Annotated in this window: 17 protein-coding genes and 1 tRNA gene; 6 read left to right on the top strand and 12 right to left on the bottom strand. The window is 66.6% G+C overall.

The features are described 5' to 3' along the window. Positions 1 to 549: 549 nt before the first annotated feature. From PVW48_RS19415 to PVW48_RS19405, 3 genes are all read left to right on the top strand, one after another. Positions 550 to 1,563: a sugar ABC transporter substrate-binding protein gene (locus PVW48_RS19415; protein ID WP_274582597.1), complete on the top strand. Its 1,014-nt coding sequence runs from the start codon at positions 550 to 552 to the stop codon at positions 1,561 to 1,563. Between the two features lie 96 nt (positions 1,564 to 1,659). After that, the gene (locus PVW48_RS19410) at positions 1,660 to 2,733 is read left to right on the top strand and encodes an ABC transporter permease (RefSeq protein ID WP_012177068.1); all 1,074 of its coding nucleotides are present in this window, start codon (positions 1,660 to 1,662) and stop codon (positions 2,731 to 2,733) included. Beyond that, a complete protein-coding gene (locus PVW48_RS19405; protein WP_012177067.1) occupies positions 2,730 to 3,515 on the top strand; it encodes an ATP-binding cassette domain-containing protein in 786 nt (261 codons plus the stop codon). The genes PVW48_RS19410 and PVW48_RS19405 overlap by 4 nt, the downstream gene beginning before the upstream one ends. Before the next feature lie 206 nt (positions 3,516 to 3,721). On the opposite strand, the gene ykgO is transcribed toward PVW48_RS19405, so the two are convergent. Beyond that, complete coding sequence (ykgO, locus tag PVW48_RS19400; RefSeq protein ID WP_012177066.1) at positions 3,722 to 3,847, bottom strand: type B 50S ribosomal protein L36; 126 nt, start codon at positions 3,845 to 3,847, stop codon at positions 3,722 to 3,724. Between the two features lie 66 nt (positions 3,848 to 3,913). Next, positions 3,914 to 3,988 (bottom strand) — tRNA-Val (locus PVW48_RS19395). Between the two features lie 135 nt (positions 3,989 to 4,123). Between PVW48_RS19395 and PVW48_RS19390 the strand changes: the two genes are divergently transcribed. Further along, the gene (locus PVW48_RS19390) at positions 4,124 to 4,987 is read left to right on the top strand and encodes an N-formylglutamate amidohydrolase (protein ID WP_012177065.1); all 864 of its coding nucleotides are present in this window, start codon (positions 4,124 to 4,126) and stop codon (positions 4,985 to 4,987) included. Positions 4,988 to 5,173: 186 nt separating this feature from the next. Here PVW48_RS19390 and PVW48_RS19385 read toward each other — a convergent pair whose 3' ends face one another. Next, a complete protein-coding gene (locus tag PVW48_RS19385) occupies positions 5,174 to 6,427 on the bottom strand; it encodes a DNA polymerase IV (RefSeq protein WP_274582577.1) in 1,254 nt (417 codons plus the stop codon). A gap of 93 nt (positions 6,428 to 6,520) precedes the next feature. Between PVW48_RS19385 and PVW48_RS19380 the strand changes: the two genes are divergently transcribed. Beyond that, positions 6,521 to 6,943 carry a hypothetical protein gene (locus PVW48_RS19380; RefSeq protein WP_274582576.1) on the top strand — a complete coding sequence of 141 codons (423 nt, stop codon included), beginning with the start codon at positions 6,521 to 6,523 and terminating at the stop codon, positions 6,941 to 6,943. Between the two features lie 121 nt (positions 6,944 to 7,064). Here the strand turns inward: PVW48_RS19380 and PVW48_RS19375 are convergent, their stop codons facing one another. From PVW48_RS19375 to PVW48_RS19350, 6 genes are all read right to left on the bottom strand, one after another. Then, positions 7,065 to 7,529: a hypothetical protein gene (locus tag PVW48_RS19375; protein ID WP_274582575.1), complete on the bottom strand. Its 465-nt coding sequence runs from the start codon at positions 7,527 to 7,529 to the stop codon at positions 7,065 to 7,067. A gap of 124 nt (positions 7,530 to 7,653) precedes the next feature. After that, a complete protein-coding gene (locus PVW48_RS19370) occupies positions 7,654 to 8,874 on the bottom strand; it encodes a phenylacetate--CoA ligase family protein (protein WP_274582574.1) in 1,221 nt (406 codons plus the stop codon). A gap of 156 nt (positions 8,875 to 9,030) precedes the next feature. Further along, positions 9,031 to 9,855 carry an ABC transporter ATP-binding protein gene (locus PVW48_RS19365; RefSeq protein ID WP_274582573.1) on the bottom strand — a complete coding sequence of 275 codons (825 nt, stop codon included), beginning with the start codon at positions 9,853 to 9,855 and terminating at the stop codon, positions 9,031 to 9,033. A gap of 62 nt (positions 9,856 to 9,917) precedes the next feature. Then, positions 9,918 to 11,198 carry an ABC transporter substrate-binding protein gene (locus tag PVW48_RS19360; RefSeq protein WP_012177059.1) on the bottom strand — a complete coding sequence of 427 codons (1,281 nt, stop codon included), beginning with the start codon at positions 11,196 to 11,198 and terminating at the stop codon, positions 9,918 to 9,920. Positions 11,199 to 11,247: 49 nt separating this feature from the next. Then, complete coding sequence (locus tag PVW48_RS19355) at positions 11,248 to 12,324, bottom strand: branched-chain amino acid ABC transporter permease (protein WP_012177058.1); 1,077 nt, start codon at positions 12,322 to 12,324, stop codon at positions 11,248 to 11,250. A 132-nt stretch (positions 12,325 to 12,456) separates the two neighbouring features. Continuing rightward, positions 12,457 to 12,711: a hypothetical protein gene (locus PVW48_RS19350; protein WP_012177057.1), complete on the bottom strand. Its 255-nt coding sequence runs from the start codon at positions 12,709 to 12,711 to the stop codon at positions 12,457 to 12,459. Positions 12,712 to 12,953: 242 nt separating this feature from the next. On the opposite strand from PVW48_RS19350, the gene PVW48_RS19345 reads away from it, so the two are divergent. Beyond that, entirely contained in the window at positions 12,954 to 13,277 is a 324-nt protein-coding gene (locus PVW48_RS19345) for a hypothetical protein (protein ID WP_274582572.1), read from the top strand. A 16-nt stretch (positions 13,278 to 13,293) separates the two neighbouring features. Here PVW48_RS19345 and PVW48_RS19340 read toward each other — a convergent pair whose 3' ends face one another. The 3 genes from PVW48_RS19340 to PVW48_RS19330 all read right to left on the bottom strand — a co-directional run bounded on the left by PVW48_RS19340 (position 13,294) and on the right by PVW48_RS19330 (position 15,499). Next, a complete protein-coding gene (locus tag PVW48_RS19340) occupies positions 13,294 to 14,283 on the bottom strand; it encodes a branched-chain amino acid ABC transporter permease (RefSeq protein WP_012177055.1) in 990 nt (329 codons plus the stop codon). Between the two features lie 143 nt (positions 14,284 to 14,426). After that, entirely contained in the window at positions 14,427 to 15,248 is an 822-nt protein-coding gene (locus PVW48_RS19335) for an ABC transporter ATP-binding protein (protein WP_012177054.1), read from the bottom strand. Continuing rightward, complete coding sequence (locus tag PVW48_RS19330; RefSeq protein WP_012177053.1) at positions 15,245 to 15,499, bottom strand: hypothetical protein; 255 nt, start codon at positions 15,497 to 15,499, stop codon at positions 15,245 to 15,247. Before PVW48_RS19330 ends, PVW48_RS19335 begins: the two co-directional genes overlap by 4 nt. Between the last annotated feature and the right edge of the window lie 12 nt (positions 15,500 to 15,511).

Raw genomic sequence — 15,511 nt, 5'->3', positions numbered from 1 at the left:
ACCGCCCGCATATCTCTTCAGATATACTACAATGTCAAAGAGCCCTATCAGGCGACAAAAAAAGCTAGACCGCCAAACTTCCTTGGCGCACCCGCTCATTTCAGCCTCATGATAGCCACCCGACCCTTGGCTTCGTATCCCGAAGTCCGCAGTCCGTGTGTCCCAGCCGCGCCTCAGCGCCGCCGGTGAAGGGGTATCTACGCCCAGTGTTCACGAGTCGCAAGGGGTTTTTTCACAAAAAGATCAAAAAACATGCTGCACCCCCGAAAACCCTCAGCGACCTTGTTTTGCGGGGGAAAGGGTACCCACCCTCACCCAACCTGGGGGCCAGACGCGCCATGTCACCCCCTGCCGCCCCGTCGCGCGCCGAGGCGCCGGGGCACAGGGTCCGGCGCGCGTGCTCGGCATCGCACAAATCCTTTGGACTCAATCCTCTGGCCCATGAGCGCCGTTTGACAACGCGGGCACCGCTGTGTTTCCCTCGCTCCTGACCCGCTGCGATGCGGGCCGCGATTGCGACACACACGCATGTTCTGGGAGGGACACCACATGAAAAACCTGATGCTGGGCACAGCCGTGGCCTGTGCCACCATGTCCGGGGCAGCGCTCGCCGACACCACCTCGGCTTGCCTGATCACCAAGACCGACACCAACCCGTTCTTCGTCAAGATGCGCGAGGGCGCGGTCGCGAAGGCCGAGGAACTCGGGGTCGAGTTGAAGACCTTCGCGGGCAAGTTCGATGGCGACCACGAAACCCAGGTACAGGCGATCGAGACCTGCATCCTCGACGGCGCGAAGGGCATCCTGATCACCGCGTCCGATACCTCGTCTATCACCGGTGCCGTGCAGCAGGCCCGCGATGCCGGGCTGGTGGTGATCGCACTCGACACCCCGCTGACCCCCGCGGATGCGGCGGATGCCACCTTTGCCACCGACAACTATGTCGCCGGGTTGCTGATCGGCCAATGGGCGCGCGCCCAGATGGGCGATGCCGCCGCCGATGCCAAGATCGCCATGCTCAACATCCAGGTGTCGCAGCCCACCGTGGGCGTTCTGCGCAACCAGGGCTTCCTCGAGGGCTTCGGCATCGACATCGGCGATCCCAACCGCTGGGGCGACGAGACCGATCCGCGGATCGTGGGCCAGGACGTCACCCAAGGCTCCGAAGAGGGCGGCCGCGCCGCGATGGAGAACATCCTCGCCGCCGATCCGATGGTCAACGTGGTCTATACCATCAACGAGCCTGCCGCCGCCGGGGCCTACGAGGCGCTCAAGGCGATCGGGCGCGAGAACGACGTGCTCATCGTATCCGTCGATGGCGGCTGCCCGGGCGTGCAGAACGTGGCAGACGGCGTGATCGGCGCCACCTCGCAGCAATACCCGCTGCTGATGGCCTCGCTCGGGATCGAGGCGATCAAGACCTGGGCCGAAACCGGCGAGAAGCCCGCACCCACCCCGGGCAAGGACTTCTTCGACACCGGCGTGGCCCTGGTGACCGACACCCCCGCTGACGGGGTCGAGAGCATCTCGGTCGAAGAGGGCCGGAACCTATGCTGGGGCTGACCTGACACTCCCGGGGCCGGGCACCCGTCCGACCCCCCTCCGTCGCCCCGGCACCTGCCGCGGCCCGTCCCCTGACGACCCAACCGGAGACACCCCATGACCGAACCGCGCCCGCAAGGCCAGGACTACGAATCCGCCCTCAAGGACAGCGCCGCCGCGGTGGCCGAGTTCGACCATGGCCCCCAGGGCTTCACGCGGAAGTTCCAGCACGCCCTGCACCAGACGCCGGCGCTGGTGCCGCTGATCGTGCTGGTGGCGGCCATCGCGGTGTTCGGGCTGCTCCTGGGCTCGAAATTCTTCTCCCCCTTCGCGCTGACCCTGATCCTGCAACAGGTGCAGATCGTCGGCATCGTCGCCGCCGCCCAGAGCCTGGTGATCCTGACCGCCGGGATCGACCTGAGCGTGGGGGCGATCATGGTGATGAGCTCGGTGGTGATGGGCCAGTTCACCTTCCGCTACGGGCTGCCGGTCGAGGTCGCGGTCGCCTGCGGGCTGCTCTGCGGCACCCTGCTTGGCTTCATCAACGGCTGGCTCGTGGCCAAGGTCAAACTGCCGCCCTTCATCGTCACCTTGGGCATGTGGCAGATCGTGCTGGCGGCCAACTTCCTTTATTCCCGCAACGAAACCATCCGCTCCCAGGACATCCGCGACCAGGCGCCCCTGCTGCAATTCTTCGGCACCACGCTGGAGATCGGCGGCGCGCGCCTGACCTACGGCGTGATCTTCATGGTGCTGCTGGTGATCGTGCTGGCCTATGCGCTCAGGCACACCGCCTGGGGGCGCCATGTCTACGCCGTCGGCGACGACCCGGAGGCGGCCGAGCTGTCCGGCGTCCAGGTCAGCAGGACCCTGATCTCGGTCTACATGCTGTCGGGGCTGATCTGCGCCTTCGCGGGCTGGGCCCTGATCGGACGGATCGGGTCGGTCTCGCCCACCTCGGGCCAGCTGGCCAATATCGAAAGCATCACCGCCGTGGTGATCGGGGGCATCTCGCTCTTCGGCGGGCGCGGCTCGATCCTGGGGGCGTTCTTCGGGGCGCTGATCGTCGGCGTGTTCACCCTGGGGCTGCGCCTGCTGGGCGCGGACGCCCAATGGACCTTCCTGCTGATCGGGCTTCTCATCATCGCCGCCGTGGCCGTGGACCAATGGATCCGAAAGGTGTCGGTATGACGGACACATCGCAACAACCGATCCTCGCCGGCCGCAACCTGGTCAAACGCTACGGCCGCGTCACCGCACTCGATCATTGCGACTTCGAGCTCTACCCGGGCGAGATCCTCGCGGTGATCGGCGATAACGGGGCGGGCAAGTCGTCGCTGATCAAGGCGGTCTCCGGCGCGGTCATCCCCGACGAGGGCGAGGTCTTCCTCGAAGGCAAACGGGTCAGGTTCCAAAGCCCGCTCGACGCCCGCGCCGCCGGGATCGAAACCGTCTACCAACAACTCGCCATGTCCCCTGCACTCAGCATCGCCGACAACATGTTCATGGGGCGCGAGCTGCGCAAACCCGGGTGGCGGGGCAAATGGCTGCGCCAGCTCGACCGCGCCGCGATGGAGAAATTCGCCCGCGACAAGTTGAGCGAGCTGGGCCTGATGACCATCCAGAACATCAACCAGGCGGTCGAAACCCTCTCGGGCGGCCAGCGCCAGGGCGTCGCCGTGGCCCGGGCGGCGGCCTTCGGGTCCAAGGTGATCATCCTCGACGAGCCGACCGCGGCCCTGGGCGTGAAGGAAAGCCGCCGGGTGCTGGAGCTGATCCTCGACGTGCGCGCCCGCGGCATCCCGATCGTGCTGATCAGCCACAACATGCCCCATGTGTTCGAAGTGGCCGACCGCATCCATATCCACCGGCTGGGCAAACGGCTCTGCGTGATCGACCCCAAAGACCACGACATGTCCGACGCGGTGGCCTTCATGACCGGCGCGAAAGAGCCCGAGAGCGCCGCGGCCTGACCCCCGCGTTCCGCCCCGAACGGCGCGACCAGAGTCCCCGGGACTGGCCCAGCCCCCGCGCCCCCTTCATCTGTGCCGAAATACTCCGGGGGGCGGCCCGACAGGGCCGTGGGGGCGGCGCCCCCGACCACGCCCCGCCAAATGACAAAAACCGCCGGGTGTCCCGCGGCGGCTTCGTCACTCGATGGCTGGTTCTGCGGCGGGGCTCAGCCCTGGCGTGCCTTGAACCGGCGCTGGGTCTTGTTGATGACATAGACCCGACCCTTGCGGCGCACGACGCGACAATCGCGGTGGCGCTGCTTGAGCGAGCGGAGCGAATTCTTGACCTTCATGGGTCTTCTCCTGATCGCGGCGCGCACTGCGCCAAGGTGGATGGCCTGCCCGAAGGCGAACCGGCATGGTGGGCGGTACTGGGATCGAACCAGTGACCCCTTCGATGTCAACGAAGTGCTCTACCGCTGAGCTAACCGCCCGATGATGGTTCCGCACGACCCCCGCACCCCACAAGCCGGTGGGCCGGGCGCCGCTCGGTTGGGGTGCTATAAAAGGAGTCGCAAAGGTGTTCAAGGGCTTTTGGCCCGCCCGACAATCGCGCTATCATATGCGCGATGATGCACACCGCGTATACCCTCGGGCTGCCCCAGCCCTGCACCACCTCGGTGATTTTCGCCTCGCCCCATTCCGGGCGGGCCTACTCGAAGGATTTCCTGCGCAGCACGGTGCTGGATACCCAGACGATCCGCTCCTCCGAGGACGCCTTCGTGGACGAGCTGATCGCCTGCGCCCCGCGCTACGGCGCGCAGACCATCGCGGCCACGGCGCCCCGGGCCTATATCGACCTGAACCGCAATGCCGACGAGCTCGACCCGGCGGTGGTCAGCGGGCTGCGCCGGGTGACCCACAACCCGCGGATCAGCTCCGGGCTCGGCGTGGTGCCCCGGGTGGTGGCCAACGGGCGCGCGATCTACCGCGGCAAGATGCACCTGAACGAGGCCAAGGCCCGGCTCGATGCCTATTGGCACCCCTACCATGACCAGCTCCGGCGCATGCTGGACGTGACCCGCAACGCCTTCGGGCAGGCGATTCTGGTGGATTGCCACTCCATGCCGCACGAGGCGATCGACGCGCTGCACCAGCATTCCGAGGCCCGCCCGGACGTGGTGCTGGGGGATCGGTTCGGCGCGGCCTCCGCGGCCCATATAGTCGACCAGGTGGAAGCGGCCTTCAAGAATGCGGGGCTGCGCGTGGCGCGCAACGCGCCCTTCGCCGGGGCCTTCATCGCCCAGCATTACGGGCGACCCTCGCGCAACCAGCATGTCGTCCAGATCGAGATCGACCGCGCCCTCTACATGGACGAGGAAACGATCTCCCGCGGGCCGCAATTCCGCGCCTTCCAGCGGCTGATGGAGCAGGTGATCTCCGAAGTGGCCGATTTCGGACGCGCCTCGCAGATGCCGCTCGCCGCGGAATAACGCACCGACCCCGCATCCCGCGCGCCCAAGGATTTTCGAAAATCCTTGGCCCCGATGGCCCCCGACGCGCAAAAGCCCCCAGGGGGCCTGGGACAGCGGCCGCCCGTCTCGCGCAGCCCTCCGCCGCCAGCGCCCAAGGATTTTCGAAAATCCTTGTCAAAAATCTTACGCAAGATTTTTGCCCGCTCAGCGCAGCGCGCGGCCCTTCAAGATCGCCGTCTCGCCGAACCGGGCCCGGATCGCATCCGTCGCCCGCTCCGCCTGCGCGCGCCGCACCGCGCCCGGGTCCAGCAGATCGCCGGACAGGTCCCCGCCATCCTCCGGCACCAGGTCGCTCAGCCCCACCCCCAGCAGCCGGTAGCTCTGCCCGTCGGGCACCGCGCGAAACAGGGCCATGGCCTCGCGGAACACCCGGTCCGCGATCTGGGTGGCATCGCGCAGGGCATGGCGCCGGGTGATCAGCCCGTGATCGGACTTCTTCAGCTTCAGCACCACGACCCGCCCCGCCAGCCCCTGGGCCTTGGCCCGCCCCGCCACCTTCTCGGCCATGCGCCAGACATGCCCCTCCAGAAGGTCCGGATCGGCGGTATCCTCGGAAAACGTGGTCTCGTTCGAGATGCTCTTGACCGGGCTGCGCCCGGAGACCGCCCGCGCATCCTCGCCCCGCGCCAGGTGCCACAGCCGCAGGCCCATGGACCCGAACCGCGCCACGAGATCCGTCTGCTCCCAGCGCGCAAGGTCCGTGAAGGTGCGGATGCCCGCCGCCTCCAGCGCGGCCTGCCCCGCCGCCCCCACACCCCAGATCATCCGCACCGGCTTGTCCGCCAGGAAGTCCAGCGTTTCCGCCTTGCCGATCACCGCGAACCCCCGCGGCTTGTCGAGATCCGAGGCGATCTTCGCGAGGAACTTGTTGTGCGACAACCCGATCGACCCGGTCAGACCCAGCTCGTCCTCCATCCGCTTGACCAGTCGCGCCAGCATCACCGCCGGCGGCGCCCCGTGCAGCCGCGCGGTCCCGCCCAGATCCATGAACGCCTCGTCCAGGGACAGCGGCTCCACATCCGGCGTCAGCGCGTCCATCATCGCCCGGATCGCCCGGCTCGCCTCCACATAGGCCTCGAAGCGCGGCTTGATCACCACCGCATCCGGGCAGAGCGCCAGCGCCTTGAACATCGGCATCGCCGAGCGCACCCCCTTGATCCGCGCCACGTAGCACGCGGTCGACACCACCCCGCGCCGCCCGCCGCCGATGATCACCGGCCGGTCCGCAAGCGCGGGATTGTCCCGCTTCTCGACGCTGGCAAAGAACGCGTCGCAATCCATATGTGCTATGGTGAGCGTGTCCAGTTCCGCATGGGCCACGATCCGGGGGCTGCCGCAACGGGCGCAACGCGCCCCTTGCAACGCACGTTCCTGGCAATCTCGGCACAAGCTGGGCATCTGGACGAACACCGTCTAAGCGGGGATAGTGACAGGTACAGGTTAAACGGATTCTTCTTGCCACAACAGAACCGAAACACGGATTTCCAAGGGGTGACGCTCGCTGCACTCCACGCGGACAAGGTGGCGGTCACCTGTCTGCCGCCAAAGGCGCGCCCCGACGCCGGAGGCCCGGTCTGGACCCTGCCCCAGCTCGACCGGACCGACGGCGAAAGTCCCGCCGACACCGCCCTGCGCCTGGTGCGCCAGACCCTCGGCTTCCCGCTGCCGGTGACCCGGCTGAACTGGCCGATCCTGCGGCTGGCCGAGACCGACGCGCCCGATCCGCGCCCGGACTGGTTCTTCGCCGCCTGGCTCAGCCCGATGGAATGGGAGGTGCTGTCGCGCGATGGCGGACCCCGCGACGCGCTCATGCTCAGCATCGAAAGCTATCTCAAGGCCCCCACCGCCATCGCCGCCCAGCAGGACAGCCTGCGCCACTACCTGCGCCAGAAAAAACGCGCCCCCGGGGCCTGAGCCACCGGGAGCGCACGCAGCACCGACCCCACCATCACGAAAAGCCGGGCTGCCGGGTTGCGCCGCCCCTGTACCGAGGGGGGAGATTCCTCAGGCGGCGCAACACGTATCGAAACCGTCCCTAGGACAGAGCACAGCGCGGCCCCGCCACCTCCGGCGCGGGCACAGCCACTGGCATCGGGGCGATACCGGCGGTCGTGAAGTGCCGCCGCAACCGGGCCACCGCCCCCGCGATCCGACGCCGCGCCGCCCAGAGGCCGAGCCGACGGCCCGCCGCCGCCCCGAGCACACCGCCAAGACACAAGGCCACGGCCGCGGCAGACCCGCCCAGACCCGCGGGGCCCAGCCCCCAAGCCAACGCCGCCCCGGCGCCCAGCACCGCGGCCGCCATCGTCTCCGCGCCCGCACGGCTCAGATACGCGCCGTCCAGCGCGCGCTGAACCGCGAGGGTGTCGTGCGGGGCAAGCCCCGGCACCTGAACGCTGAAACCCGCCAGCTTGCGGCGGCGCCCGCGCTGCAGATCCTCTTCCAGGGCTGCCAGATCGGCTTGGGTCGCGAGAATGACGACGGGGCGGGACTCGGCCATGAATGCTTCCTTCGGCAAGGCACTGGCAGAATGGCCAGCGCGTCTTGCCTCCGGTCTAGAACCCGAGGTGTCAGCTTTCCGTTAAGGCACCGTGAGCCTGCCCGGCCCGCCGCCGAGTTTCCCGTCAGTCGTAGCTGCGGGTGTCCTCGATCACTAGCCCGTCATTGGGCAGGCTGCCGGGGGCGACCACCTCGACCGCGCCCTTGAGTTTCAGGTGCGTCGCGACCGAGGCGGCATAGGCCGCCACGTCGCCGCCCGGGGTCTCGATCAGTACGCGCATCGTGTCCATCTCTCCGTCCCGACCCGCCACCACGCGGGCGCGGGTCACCTCCCCATGGGCGGCGACGAGCGCCGCGACCTGCTCGGGGCGGACGAACATGCCCTTGATCTTGGTGGTCTGATCCGCGCGCCCCATCCAGCCCTTGATGCGCTGGTTGGTGCGCCCGCACGGGCTCTGCCCCGGCAGCACCGCCGACATGTCCCCGGTGGCGAAACGGATCAGCGGATAGGCGGGGTTGAGCGAGGTGACGACCACCTCCCCCACCTCCCCCTCGGGCAGCGGATCGCCGGTGCCCGGGCGCACGATCTCGACGATCACCCCCTCGTCGACGATCAGCCCCTCCATCGCGGGGGATTCGTAGGCGATATTGCCCAGATCGGCGGTGGCATAGGCCTGCAGGCAGGTGATGCCCCGCTCCGCATAGGCCTGCCGCAAGCTGGGAAAGAGCGCCCCACCGGACACCGCCGCCTTGGCAAAGCCCAGGGTCACGCCCATCTCGTCGGCCTTGTCGATGATGACCTTCAGGTAGTCGGGCGTGCCCGCATAGGCGGTGGCGCCCAGATGGGCCGCCGCCTGCACCTGCAACTCGGTCTGGCCCGTGCCCGCGGGCAGCACCGTGGCGCCGACCGCGCGCGCGCCGCTCTCGAACATGATGCCCGCCGGGGTCAGGTGATAGCCGAAGCAGTTCTGCACCAGGTCGCCCCGCCCGATCCCCGCCGCATGGAGGAACCGGCCCAGCCGGAACCAGTCCCCGTCAATCCCGCCGGGCTCGTAGATCGGGCCCGGCGACTGGAACACGTGGGAGAACCCGGTGACCGGCCCGGCGAACCCGCCCAGCGGGGTATCGGGTGTCTGCGCGTCGGTCAGGGCGGATTTGCGCAGCACCGGCAGGGCCGTCAGCGCCGCGGCCGAGGTGATCGCCGCCGGATCGACCCCGGCCAGGCTGTCGGCATAGCCCGGCAGGGCCTGCGCCCGGGCGATCTGCACCGGCAGGTCGCGGGCGAGATCGGCGGCGCGCTGCGCGGCATCGCGGGTTTCCAGGGCGTCATAGGGGGAGGGGCTCATATCGGTCCTGCCTGTTCGTTCAGGGGCGCGGAGGGCACTCAAGCGGAGCGCCTCCGGCGCGTTGTCGGGTTCTGCGCCCTTCGGGCGGTGGGGGCGCTGCCCCCGGCGCGAAGCGCCTCCCCCGGAGTATTTTCGCACAAAAGAAAGGGCGGCGGGTCAGCTCAGCCAGCGTTTGCGGCGGCGGTAGGAGCGCACGTCGCGGAAGCTCTTGCGCCCCTCGTCGGACATGCCGAGGTAGAATTCCTTCACGTCCGGGTTCTCGCGCAATTCGGCCGCCGGGCCTTCCATGACCACCCGGCCGGATTCGAGGATATAGCCGTGATGGGCAAAGCGCAGGGCGACATTGGTGTTCTGCTCTGCCAGAAGGAAGGACACGCCTTCGCGTTCGTTGAGGTTCTTCACGATGGTGAAGATCTCTTCCACCAGCTGCGGCGCCAGCCCCATGGACGGCTCGTCCAGCAGGATAGTCTCGGGGCGCGACATCAGCGCCCGGCCGATGGCGCACATCTGCTGCTCCCCGCCGGAGGTGTAGCCCGCCTGGGATTTGCGGCGCTCCTTGAGGCGCGGGAAATAGGTGTAGACCAGTTCCAGGTCATCGGCGATCGCCCCGCGTCCGTCGCGCCGCGTATAGGCGCCGGTCAGCAGGTTTTCCTCCACCGTCAGATGCTCGAAGCAGTGGCGGCCTTCCATCACCTGGATGACCCCGCGCTTGACCATGTCCGACGGGCTGAGGTCCTGCACCCGGTCGCCGCGGTAGCTGATGGTGCCCTTGGTGACCTCGCCGCGCTCCGAATGCAGCAGGTTCGAGATCGATTTCAGCGTCGTGGTCTTGCCCGCGCCATTGCCGCCCAGCAGCGCGGTGATCCCGCCCTTGGGCACGGTCAGGCTGACGCCCTTGAGCACCAGGATCACGTGATTGTAGATCACTTCGATATTGTTGACCTCGAGGAGCGTTTCCTCGGTCCGGCCTGCATCGAGCATGGGCTCTCTCCCTTGCGACGATCCCGGCCCGGAGCAACGCGCCCCGGGCCGGGGTTTCGGTATCAGTTACACCGCGTCTCGATGTTGTTTTCGGCGGCGAAAGCCTCGCTGTCGGCGGTCACGAGCGCGTTGATCACCTCGGCATCGGGGGCGATCCAGTCGGAGATCACGGTCCAGGTCTGGGTGTCGGCATCCCATTGCTGGATCTTGGCCGCGCCGGAGCCGCCGTGATCCTCGCAGCTGACCGAGAAGGCCGGGCCGAAATCGGGCATGCCCAGTTCGGCCATGCGGGCCTCGGTGATTTCCAGGGCCTCCATGCCGTCGCGCATCATCGCCGGGGTGATGTCCGCGACCCCGTGGATCTCCTGTGCCTTGCGGGTGGCCTCGGCCGCGAGCATCGCCGCATAGAGCCCGCGATTGTAGAGCACCGTGCCATGCTGGTCCCCGGCGCCGGCCGCGAGGCCCTTGTCGAAGACATGGGTCTTGAGGTCCTCGTAAATCGGGAAATCATCGCCCACGCTGTGCATCGCCAGCGACTTGTAGCCATCGGCGGCCATGCCCGCGGGGATCACGTCGTTCTCGGACCCGGCCCACCAGTTGCCGATGAAGTTCTCCATCGGGAAGCGGATATTGGCGGCTTCCTGAACCGCGACCTGGTTCATCACGCCCCAGCCCCACATCACCACGTAATCGGGCCGCTCCCGGCGGATCTGCAACCACTGGGATTTCTGCTCCTGGCCCGGGTGATCCACCGCGATGGTGGTCAGCTCGAACCCGTGCTTGGCGCTCAGCTCTTCGAGGGTCCGGATCGGCTCCTTGCCATACGCGGAGTTGTGGTAGAGCAGCGCGATGGTCTTGCCCTCCAGCGACTCGTACTCGCCTAGAAGGTGGTTCACCGCCACCGAGGCCGCATCCCAGTAGTTCGCCGGGTAGTTGAACACGTGGCTGAACACCGTGCCATTGGCCGCAGAGGTCCGCCCGTAGCCCATGGTGTGCAGCGGGATGCCATCGGCGGTGGCCTTGGGGATCAGCTGATAGGTGATGCCCGTGGACAGCGGCTGATAGACCAGCGAGCCCTCGCCCTTGGTGCTCTCATAGCACTCCACCCCCTTCTGGGTGTTGTAGCCGGTCTCGCATTCCAGAACGCGGGTCATCACGCCACCGATCCCGCCATCGCGCTCGTTCAGTAGGGTGAAGTAATCCGCGTAGCCATCGGCGAACGGGATGCCGCCCGCCGCATAGGGCCCGGTCCGATAGGACAGGGACGGGTACACCAGGTCCGCCATCACGGGTGCGGCCACCATCGTGGCGGCCACGGCCATGCTCGTCAGGGTCTTCTTCATGCGATTTCCTCCCATTGGTTCTCGCGTCTCGTTGTCTTGTCTCGCCCGCTCAATGCGGGAACGGCCACAGCCGCAGTTTTTCCTTCGCCAACTGCCAGAGCCGCGCCAATCCATGCGGCTCCACGATCAGAAAGAAGATGATCAGCCCGCCCAGCACCACGAACTCGAAATGCGCCGCAATCGCCGTGTCCCAACCCAGCGAACCCACCATCACGTTCTTCAACAGCACCGGCAGCAGCACGATGAAGGCCGCCCCCGCAAGGCTGCCGAAGATCGAACCGAGCCCCCCGATGATGATCATGAACAGCACCAGGAAGGACTGGTTGATCCCGAAGGCCTCGCCGACCTCGACCGCACCCAGGTAGACGCTGAAAAACAGCGCGCCCGCCACGCCCACGAAGAACGAACTGACCGCGAACGCCGTCAGCTTGGCCTTCAGCGGGTTCACCCCGATGATCTCGGCGGCGATATCCATGTCCCGGATCGCCATCCAGCTGCGCCCGATGGTCCCGCGCGTCAGGTTCCGTGCCAGCCAGGCGAGCACAAACAGGAACGCAAGGCAGAACAGGTATTTGGGGGCCGCATCCGCGTTCGGCCCGGTGATCGCGTAGCCGAACATCGTCCGCTCCGGCGCGTTGATCTGCCCCGAGGCCGAGTAGTTGTAGAACCACGGCACCTTGTTGAAGAGCCACACCAGAAAGAACTGCGCCGCCAGGGTCGCCACCGCCAGGTAGAACCCCTTGATCCGCAGGGACGGCAGGCCGAACAAAACGCCCACGGCAGCGGTGATCACCCCGCCCAGCAGCACGCAGATCGCGATGTTGAGGTCCGGAAACGCCGTCATCAGCTTGTAGCAGGCATAAGCCCCCACGGCCATGAACCCGCCCGTGCCGAGGCTCACCTGCCCGCAATAGCCGGTCAGGATGTTCAGACCGATCGCCGCGATCGCCCAGATCAGGAAGGGCACCATCACGGCACTGGCCCAGTAATCGTTGATCACGAAGGGAATGATCCCGACCGCCACGGCCAGAACCAGGTAGTACCGCATCCGGTCGAACGCGATGGGGAAGGTCTGGCTGTCCGCGACATAGGACGTCTTGAAGTCCCCGGCCTCACGATAGAACATGATGTGCTCTCCCCATGGGCGCGGGGCAGCCCCCCGCGAAAAAACGAACGCCCGCGCGGCCCCGACGGGCCCCACGGGCGGTGATGCGAATGGTCATGTCTGCGCGGGCCTGTGCCGCCCGGCGGGGCGCGGTCAGGAGTGTACCTGCTCCGCGTAGGGGTCCTCGCCCTGCGTCGGCCGCACATGCAGCCCCTTCTTGATATCGTGGGTCATGGCGTTGATCTGCATCCGCGCATAGGTCCCGAGACCCAGCCCGACCATCGCGATGATGGTGCTGGTCCAGTCGAAGGGCCGCTCCCCGAGCATCGCAGCCAGGGCCAGGAATCCGAAGATCCAGAAGGCGGTGAACGCAATCACGCAGGCGATTGCCCAGAACTTTTTCATCATCGGTCGTCTCCAAACGGGGGCCGCAGCCCTGTCGGGCGCGCATGTCTGCTGCATAACAAAGCGCATTTTCGGGCTGCGTCAATATGTATCTCGCAGCCTGAATATCCGCGGTGCGGCAAATACTTGGCCCGGCCCAGATGGTTCTGCGCCGCGGCAAGGCCCGGCGCGCAGGCCGCGCGCCGGTCGCAGTTTCGCCACATCCCCTTGCGAGAGTGGCGCGCACACCACCGCAGAGAGGCGCCATGACACTTGCCAGAGAACTCGAAGACATCGAAGCCCGCCGCGCCGCCGGCACCCTGACCGAGGCCGATGCGGCGCTAGCCAAGGACGCGCTGTTGCGCGGGGCCGCACGGGACGGGGCCGACCCCGCACCGAGCCGCGGGCGCAACCCGGTGCTGCTGGCGGGGCTGTTTTCCAACCTCATGCTCACGTTGGTGATCCTCTGTGGCCTCGCGGCGGCGGTATTCATGTTCGTGCCGCTCACCCTGGCCATGCCGATCATGATCGTGCTGGCGCTCTGCCTGCCCGTGATCTGGTTCTGGGACTGGTTTACCGACCTGTTCTGAGGGAATCCGGGCACCGCTAGACCCTCTCGATGATCTTCTCGCCGAACAGCCCCTGGGGCCGGAAGACGAGGAACACCAGGGCCAGCACATAGGCGAACCAGTTCTGCGTGGCCCCGCCCAGGTAGGGCTGCCCGATCAGAAACTCGAAAAGCTGCTCGCCCATCCCGATGATCAGCCCGCCGACGATCGCCCCGGGGATCGAGGTGAACCCGCCCAGCATCAGCACCGGCAAAGCCTTCAGCGCGATCAGCGACAGCGAGAATTGCACCCCCGATTTCGCGCCCCACATGATGCCTGCGACCAGCGCCACGAAGCCCGCGATGGACCAAACCAGCACCCAGATGAAATTCAGGCTGATGCCTACCGACAGGGCCGCCTGGTGATCGTCGGCCACCGCGCGCAGGGCGCGGCCCTGTTTTGTGTATTGCGAGAAGATCACCAGCCCCGAGACCAGCACCGTGGCGATGATCGCCGCCGAGATATCCAGGTTGTCGATGAAGAACCCGTAGCCGAACAGGTTGAAGGTGGTCTCGTCGATGGCCTCGTTGAGCCCCTGGGGCAGGCCCACATCCAGCTTCTTGATCTCCGCGCCCCACATCAGGTCCGCGGTCCCTTCCAGGAAATAGGCCAGCCCGATGGTCGCCATGAACAGGATGATCGGCTCCTGGTTCACCAGGTGGCGCAGCACGAAGCGGTTCACCGCCCAGGCGAAGCCGATCATCACGAAAACCGTCAGCAGGATCGCCAGCAGCGCCGGCACCTGCCAGCCGAAATAGTGGATATTGGTGCCGAAGATCGCGTTGATCAGATGGGCGAAGGGCACCTGCCCGTTCTGGATCCCCACCAGCGTCATCGCCGCGAAAAGCGCCATGACCCCCTGGGCATAGTTGAAGATGCCGGAGGCCTTGAAGATCAGCACGAAGCCCAGGGCCACGAGCGCATACATCACCCCCGCCATCAGCCCGTTGAGCGTGACCTCCATCGCGAAGAGCAGTTGATCAGGCATGGTCGCGCCCCTCCCCAAGGCCGTGGGCCGTGCCGCGCGGCGGCGGGCCCGAAATTCCTGACAGTTTTACGAGGCATACACTTGCCCGACACTTGCCCGACGTTTTGCCGACGCCGATCCGACCGCCGAAAGACGCCCTTTTTTCAGTCATGGGCCACCCCCAGATAGGCGTCGATCACGTCCTGGTTGTTGCGCACCTCGTCCGGCGTGCCGTCCCCGATCTTCTTGCCGTAATCCATCACCACGACCCGGTCGCTGAGGTCCATCACCACCCCCATATCGTGTTCGATCAGGGCGATGGTGGTGCCGAATTCGTCATTGGTATCAAGGATATAGCGGGACATATCCTCTTTTTCCTCGACATTCATCCCCGCCATCGGCTCGTCCAGCAGCAACAGCTTGGGCTCCGCGGCCAGCGCGCGCGCCAGCTCCACCCGCTTCTTCAGCCCGTAAGGCAGGCGTCCCACGGGCGTCTTGCGGATGTTCTGGATCTCCAGGAAGTCGATGATTTTCTCCACTTTTTCCCGGTTTTCCGTCTCTTCTTTCTGGGCTTTCCCCCACCAGATCGCCTGGTCGAGCATGTTCGATTTCATATGGGTCAGACGCCCGGTCATGATGTTGTCCAGAACCGACATCCCCTCGAACAGCGCGATGTTCTGAAACGTCCGCGCGATCCCCTGCCGCGCCACCTGATACGGCTTCATCTTCGGCCGCGGCGCCCCGCGAAACATCACCTGCCCCTCCTGCGGCACGTAGAACCCCGAGATCACGTTCAGCATCGAGGACTTGCCCGCCCCGTTCGGCCCGATGATCGCCCTGATCTCGCCCTCGCGGATGTCGAAGGAGATGTCCTTGATCGCCGTAACCCCTCCGAATTTCAGGGTAATATTGCGCATCTCCATCAGGACACCGCCGATCTTGCGGCCGTCCTCGGTGGTGTAGCCCTCATGGGACATGTCGTTCATGTCTGCTCCTTTCGTGCCCTGCGCCCGGCGCGAAACAGCAACGCCCCGATCATCCCGTACGCGCCCAGAACCACCAGCGTCAGCAACAGCCCGTCATGCAGAACCGCCGGCATCCCGAACAGCAATCCGCCCACGCCGCACAGCGCGATCGACAGCCCCTGGGCGATGTCGCCATACTTCCCGATCCGCCGCCCGATCACGTAGGACGCCGCGAAGCCCAGCCCGAAAAAAAGCACGCCGATCAAGGTCATGGGCGCAGCCCC

Origin of the sequence: Dinoroseobacter sp. PD6, assembly GCF_028807315.1 — a bacterium.
GTDB lineage: Bacteria > Pseudomonadota > Alphaproteobacteria > Rhodobacterales > Rhodobacteraceae > Dinoroseobacter > Dinoroseobacter shibae.
This window is presented reverse-complemented; position numbering and strand designations above follow the sequence as displayed.

Bases quoted from the DNA above. Each gene is read 5' to 3' on its own strand.
- PVW48_RS19415 (WP_274582597.1), top strand. From the start codon at position 550: ATGAAAAACCTGATGCTGGGCACAGCCGTGGCCTGTGCCACCATGTCC.
- PVW48_RS19410 (WP_012177068.1), top strand. From the start codon at position 1,660: ATGACCGAACCGCGCCCGCAAGGCCAGGACTACGAATCCGCCCTCAAG.
- PVW48_RS19405 (WP_012177067.1), top strand. From the start codon at position 2,730: ATGACGGACACATCGCAACAACCGATCCTCGCCGGCCGCAACCTGGTC.
- ykgO (WP_012177066.1), bottom strand. From the start codon at position 3,847: ATGAAGGTCAAGAATTCGCTCCGCTCGCTCAAGCAGCGCCACCGCGAT.
- PVW48_RS19390 (WP_012177065.1), top strand. From the start codon at position 4,124: ATGATGCACACCGCGTATACCCTCGGGCTGCCCCAGCCCTGCACCACC.
- PVW48_RS19385 (WP_274582577.1), bottom strand. From the start codon at position 6,427: ATGCCCAGCTTGTGCCGAGATTGCCAGGAACGTGCGTTGCAAGGGGCG.
- PVW48_RS19375 (WP_274582575.1), bottom strand. From the start codon at position 7,529: ATGGCCGAGTCCCGCCCCGTCGTCATTCTCGCGACCCAAGCCGATCTG.
- PVW48_RS19370 (WP_274582574.1), bottom strand. From the start codon at position 8,874: ATGAGCCCCTCCCCCTATGACGCCCTGGAAACCCGCGATGCCGCGCAG.
- PVW48_RS19365 (WP_274582573.1), bottom strand. From the start codon at position 9,855: ATGCTCGATGCAGGCCGGACCGAGGAAACGCTCCTCGAGGTCAACAAT.
- PVW48_RS19360 (WP_012177059.1), bottom strand. From the start codon at position 11,198: ATGAAGAAGACCCTGACGAGCATGGCCGTGGCCGCCACGATGGTGGCC.
- PVW48_RS19355 (WP_012177058.1), bottom strand. From the start codon at position 12,324: ATGTTCTATCGTGAGGCCGGGGACTTCAAGACGTCCTATGTCGCGGAC.
- PVW48_RS19350 (WP_012177057.1), bottom strand. From the start codon at position 12,711: ATGATGAAAAAGTTCTGGGCAATCGCCTGCGTGATTGCGTTCACCGCC.
- PVW48_RS19345 (WP_274582572.1), top strand. From the start codon at position 12,954: ATGACACTTGCCAGAGAACTCGAAGACATCGAAGCCCGCCGCGCCGCC.
- PVW48_RS19340 (WP_012177055.1), bottom strand. From the start codon at position 14,283: ATGCCTGATCAACTGCTCTTCGCGATGGAGGTCACGCTCAACGGGCTG.
- PVW48_RS19335 (WP_012177054.1), bottom strand. From the start codon at position 15,248: ATGAACGACATGTCCCATGAGGGCTACACCACCGAGGACGGCCGCAAG.
- PVW48_RS19330 (WP_012177053.1), bottom strand. From the start codon at position 15,499: ATGACCTTGATCGGCGTGCTTTTTTTCGGGCTGGGCTTCGCGGCGTCC.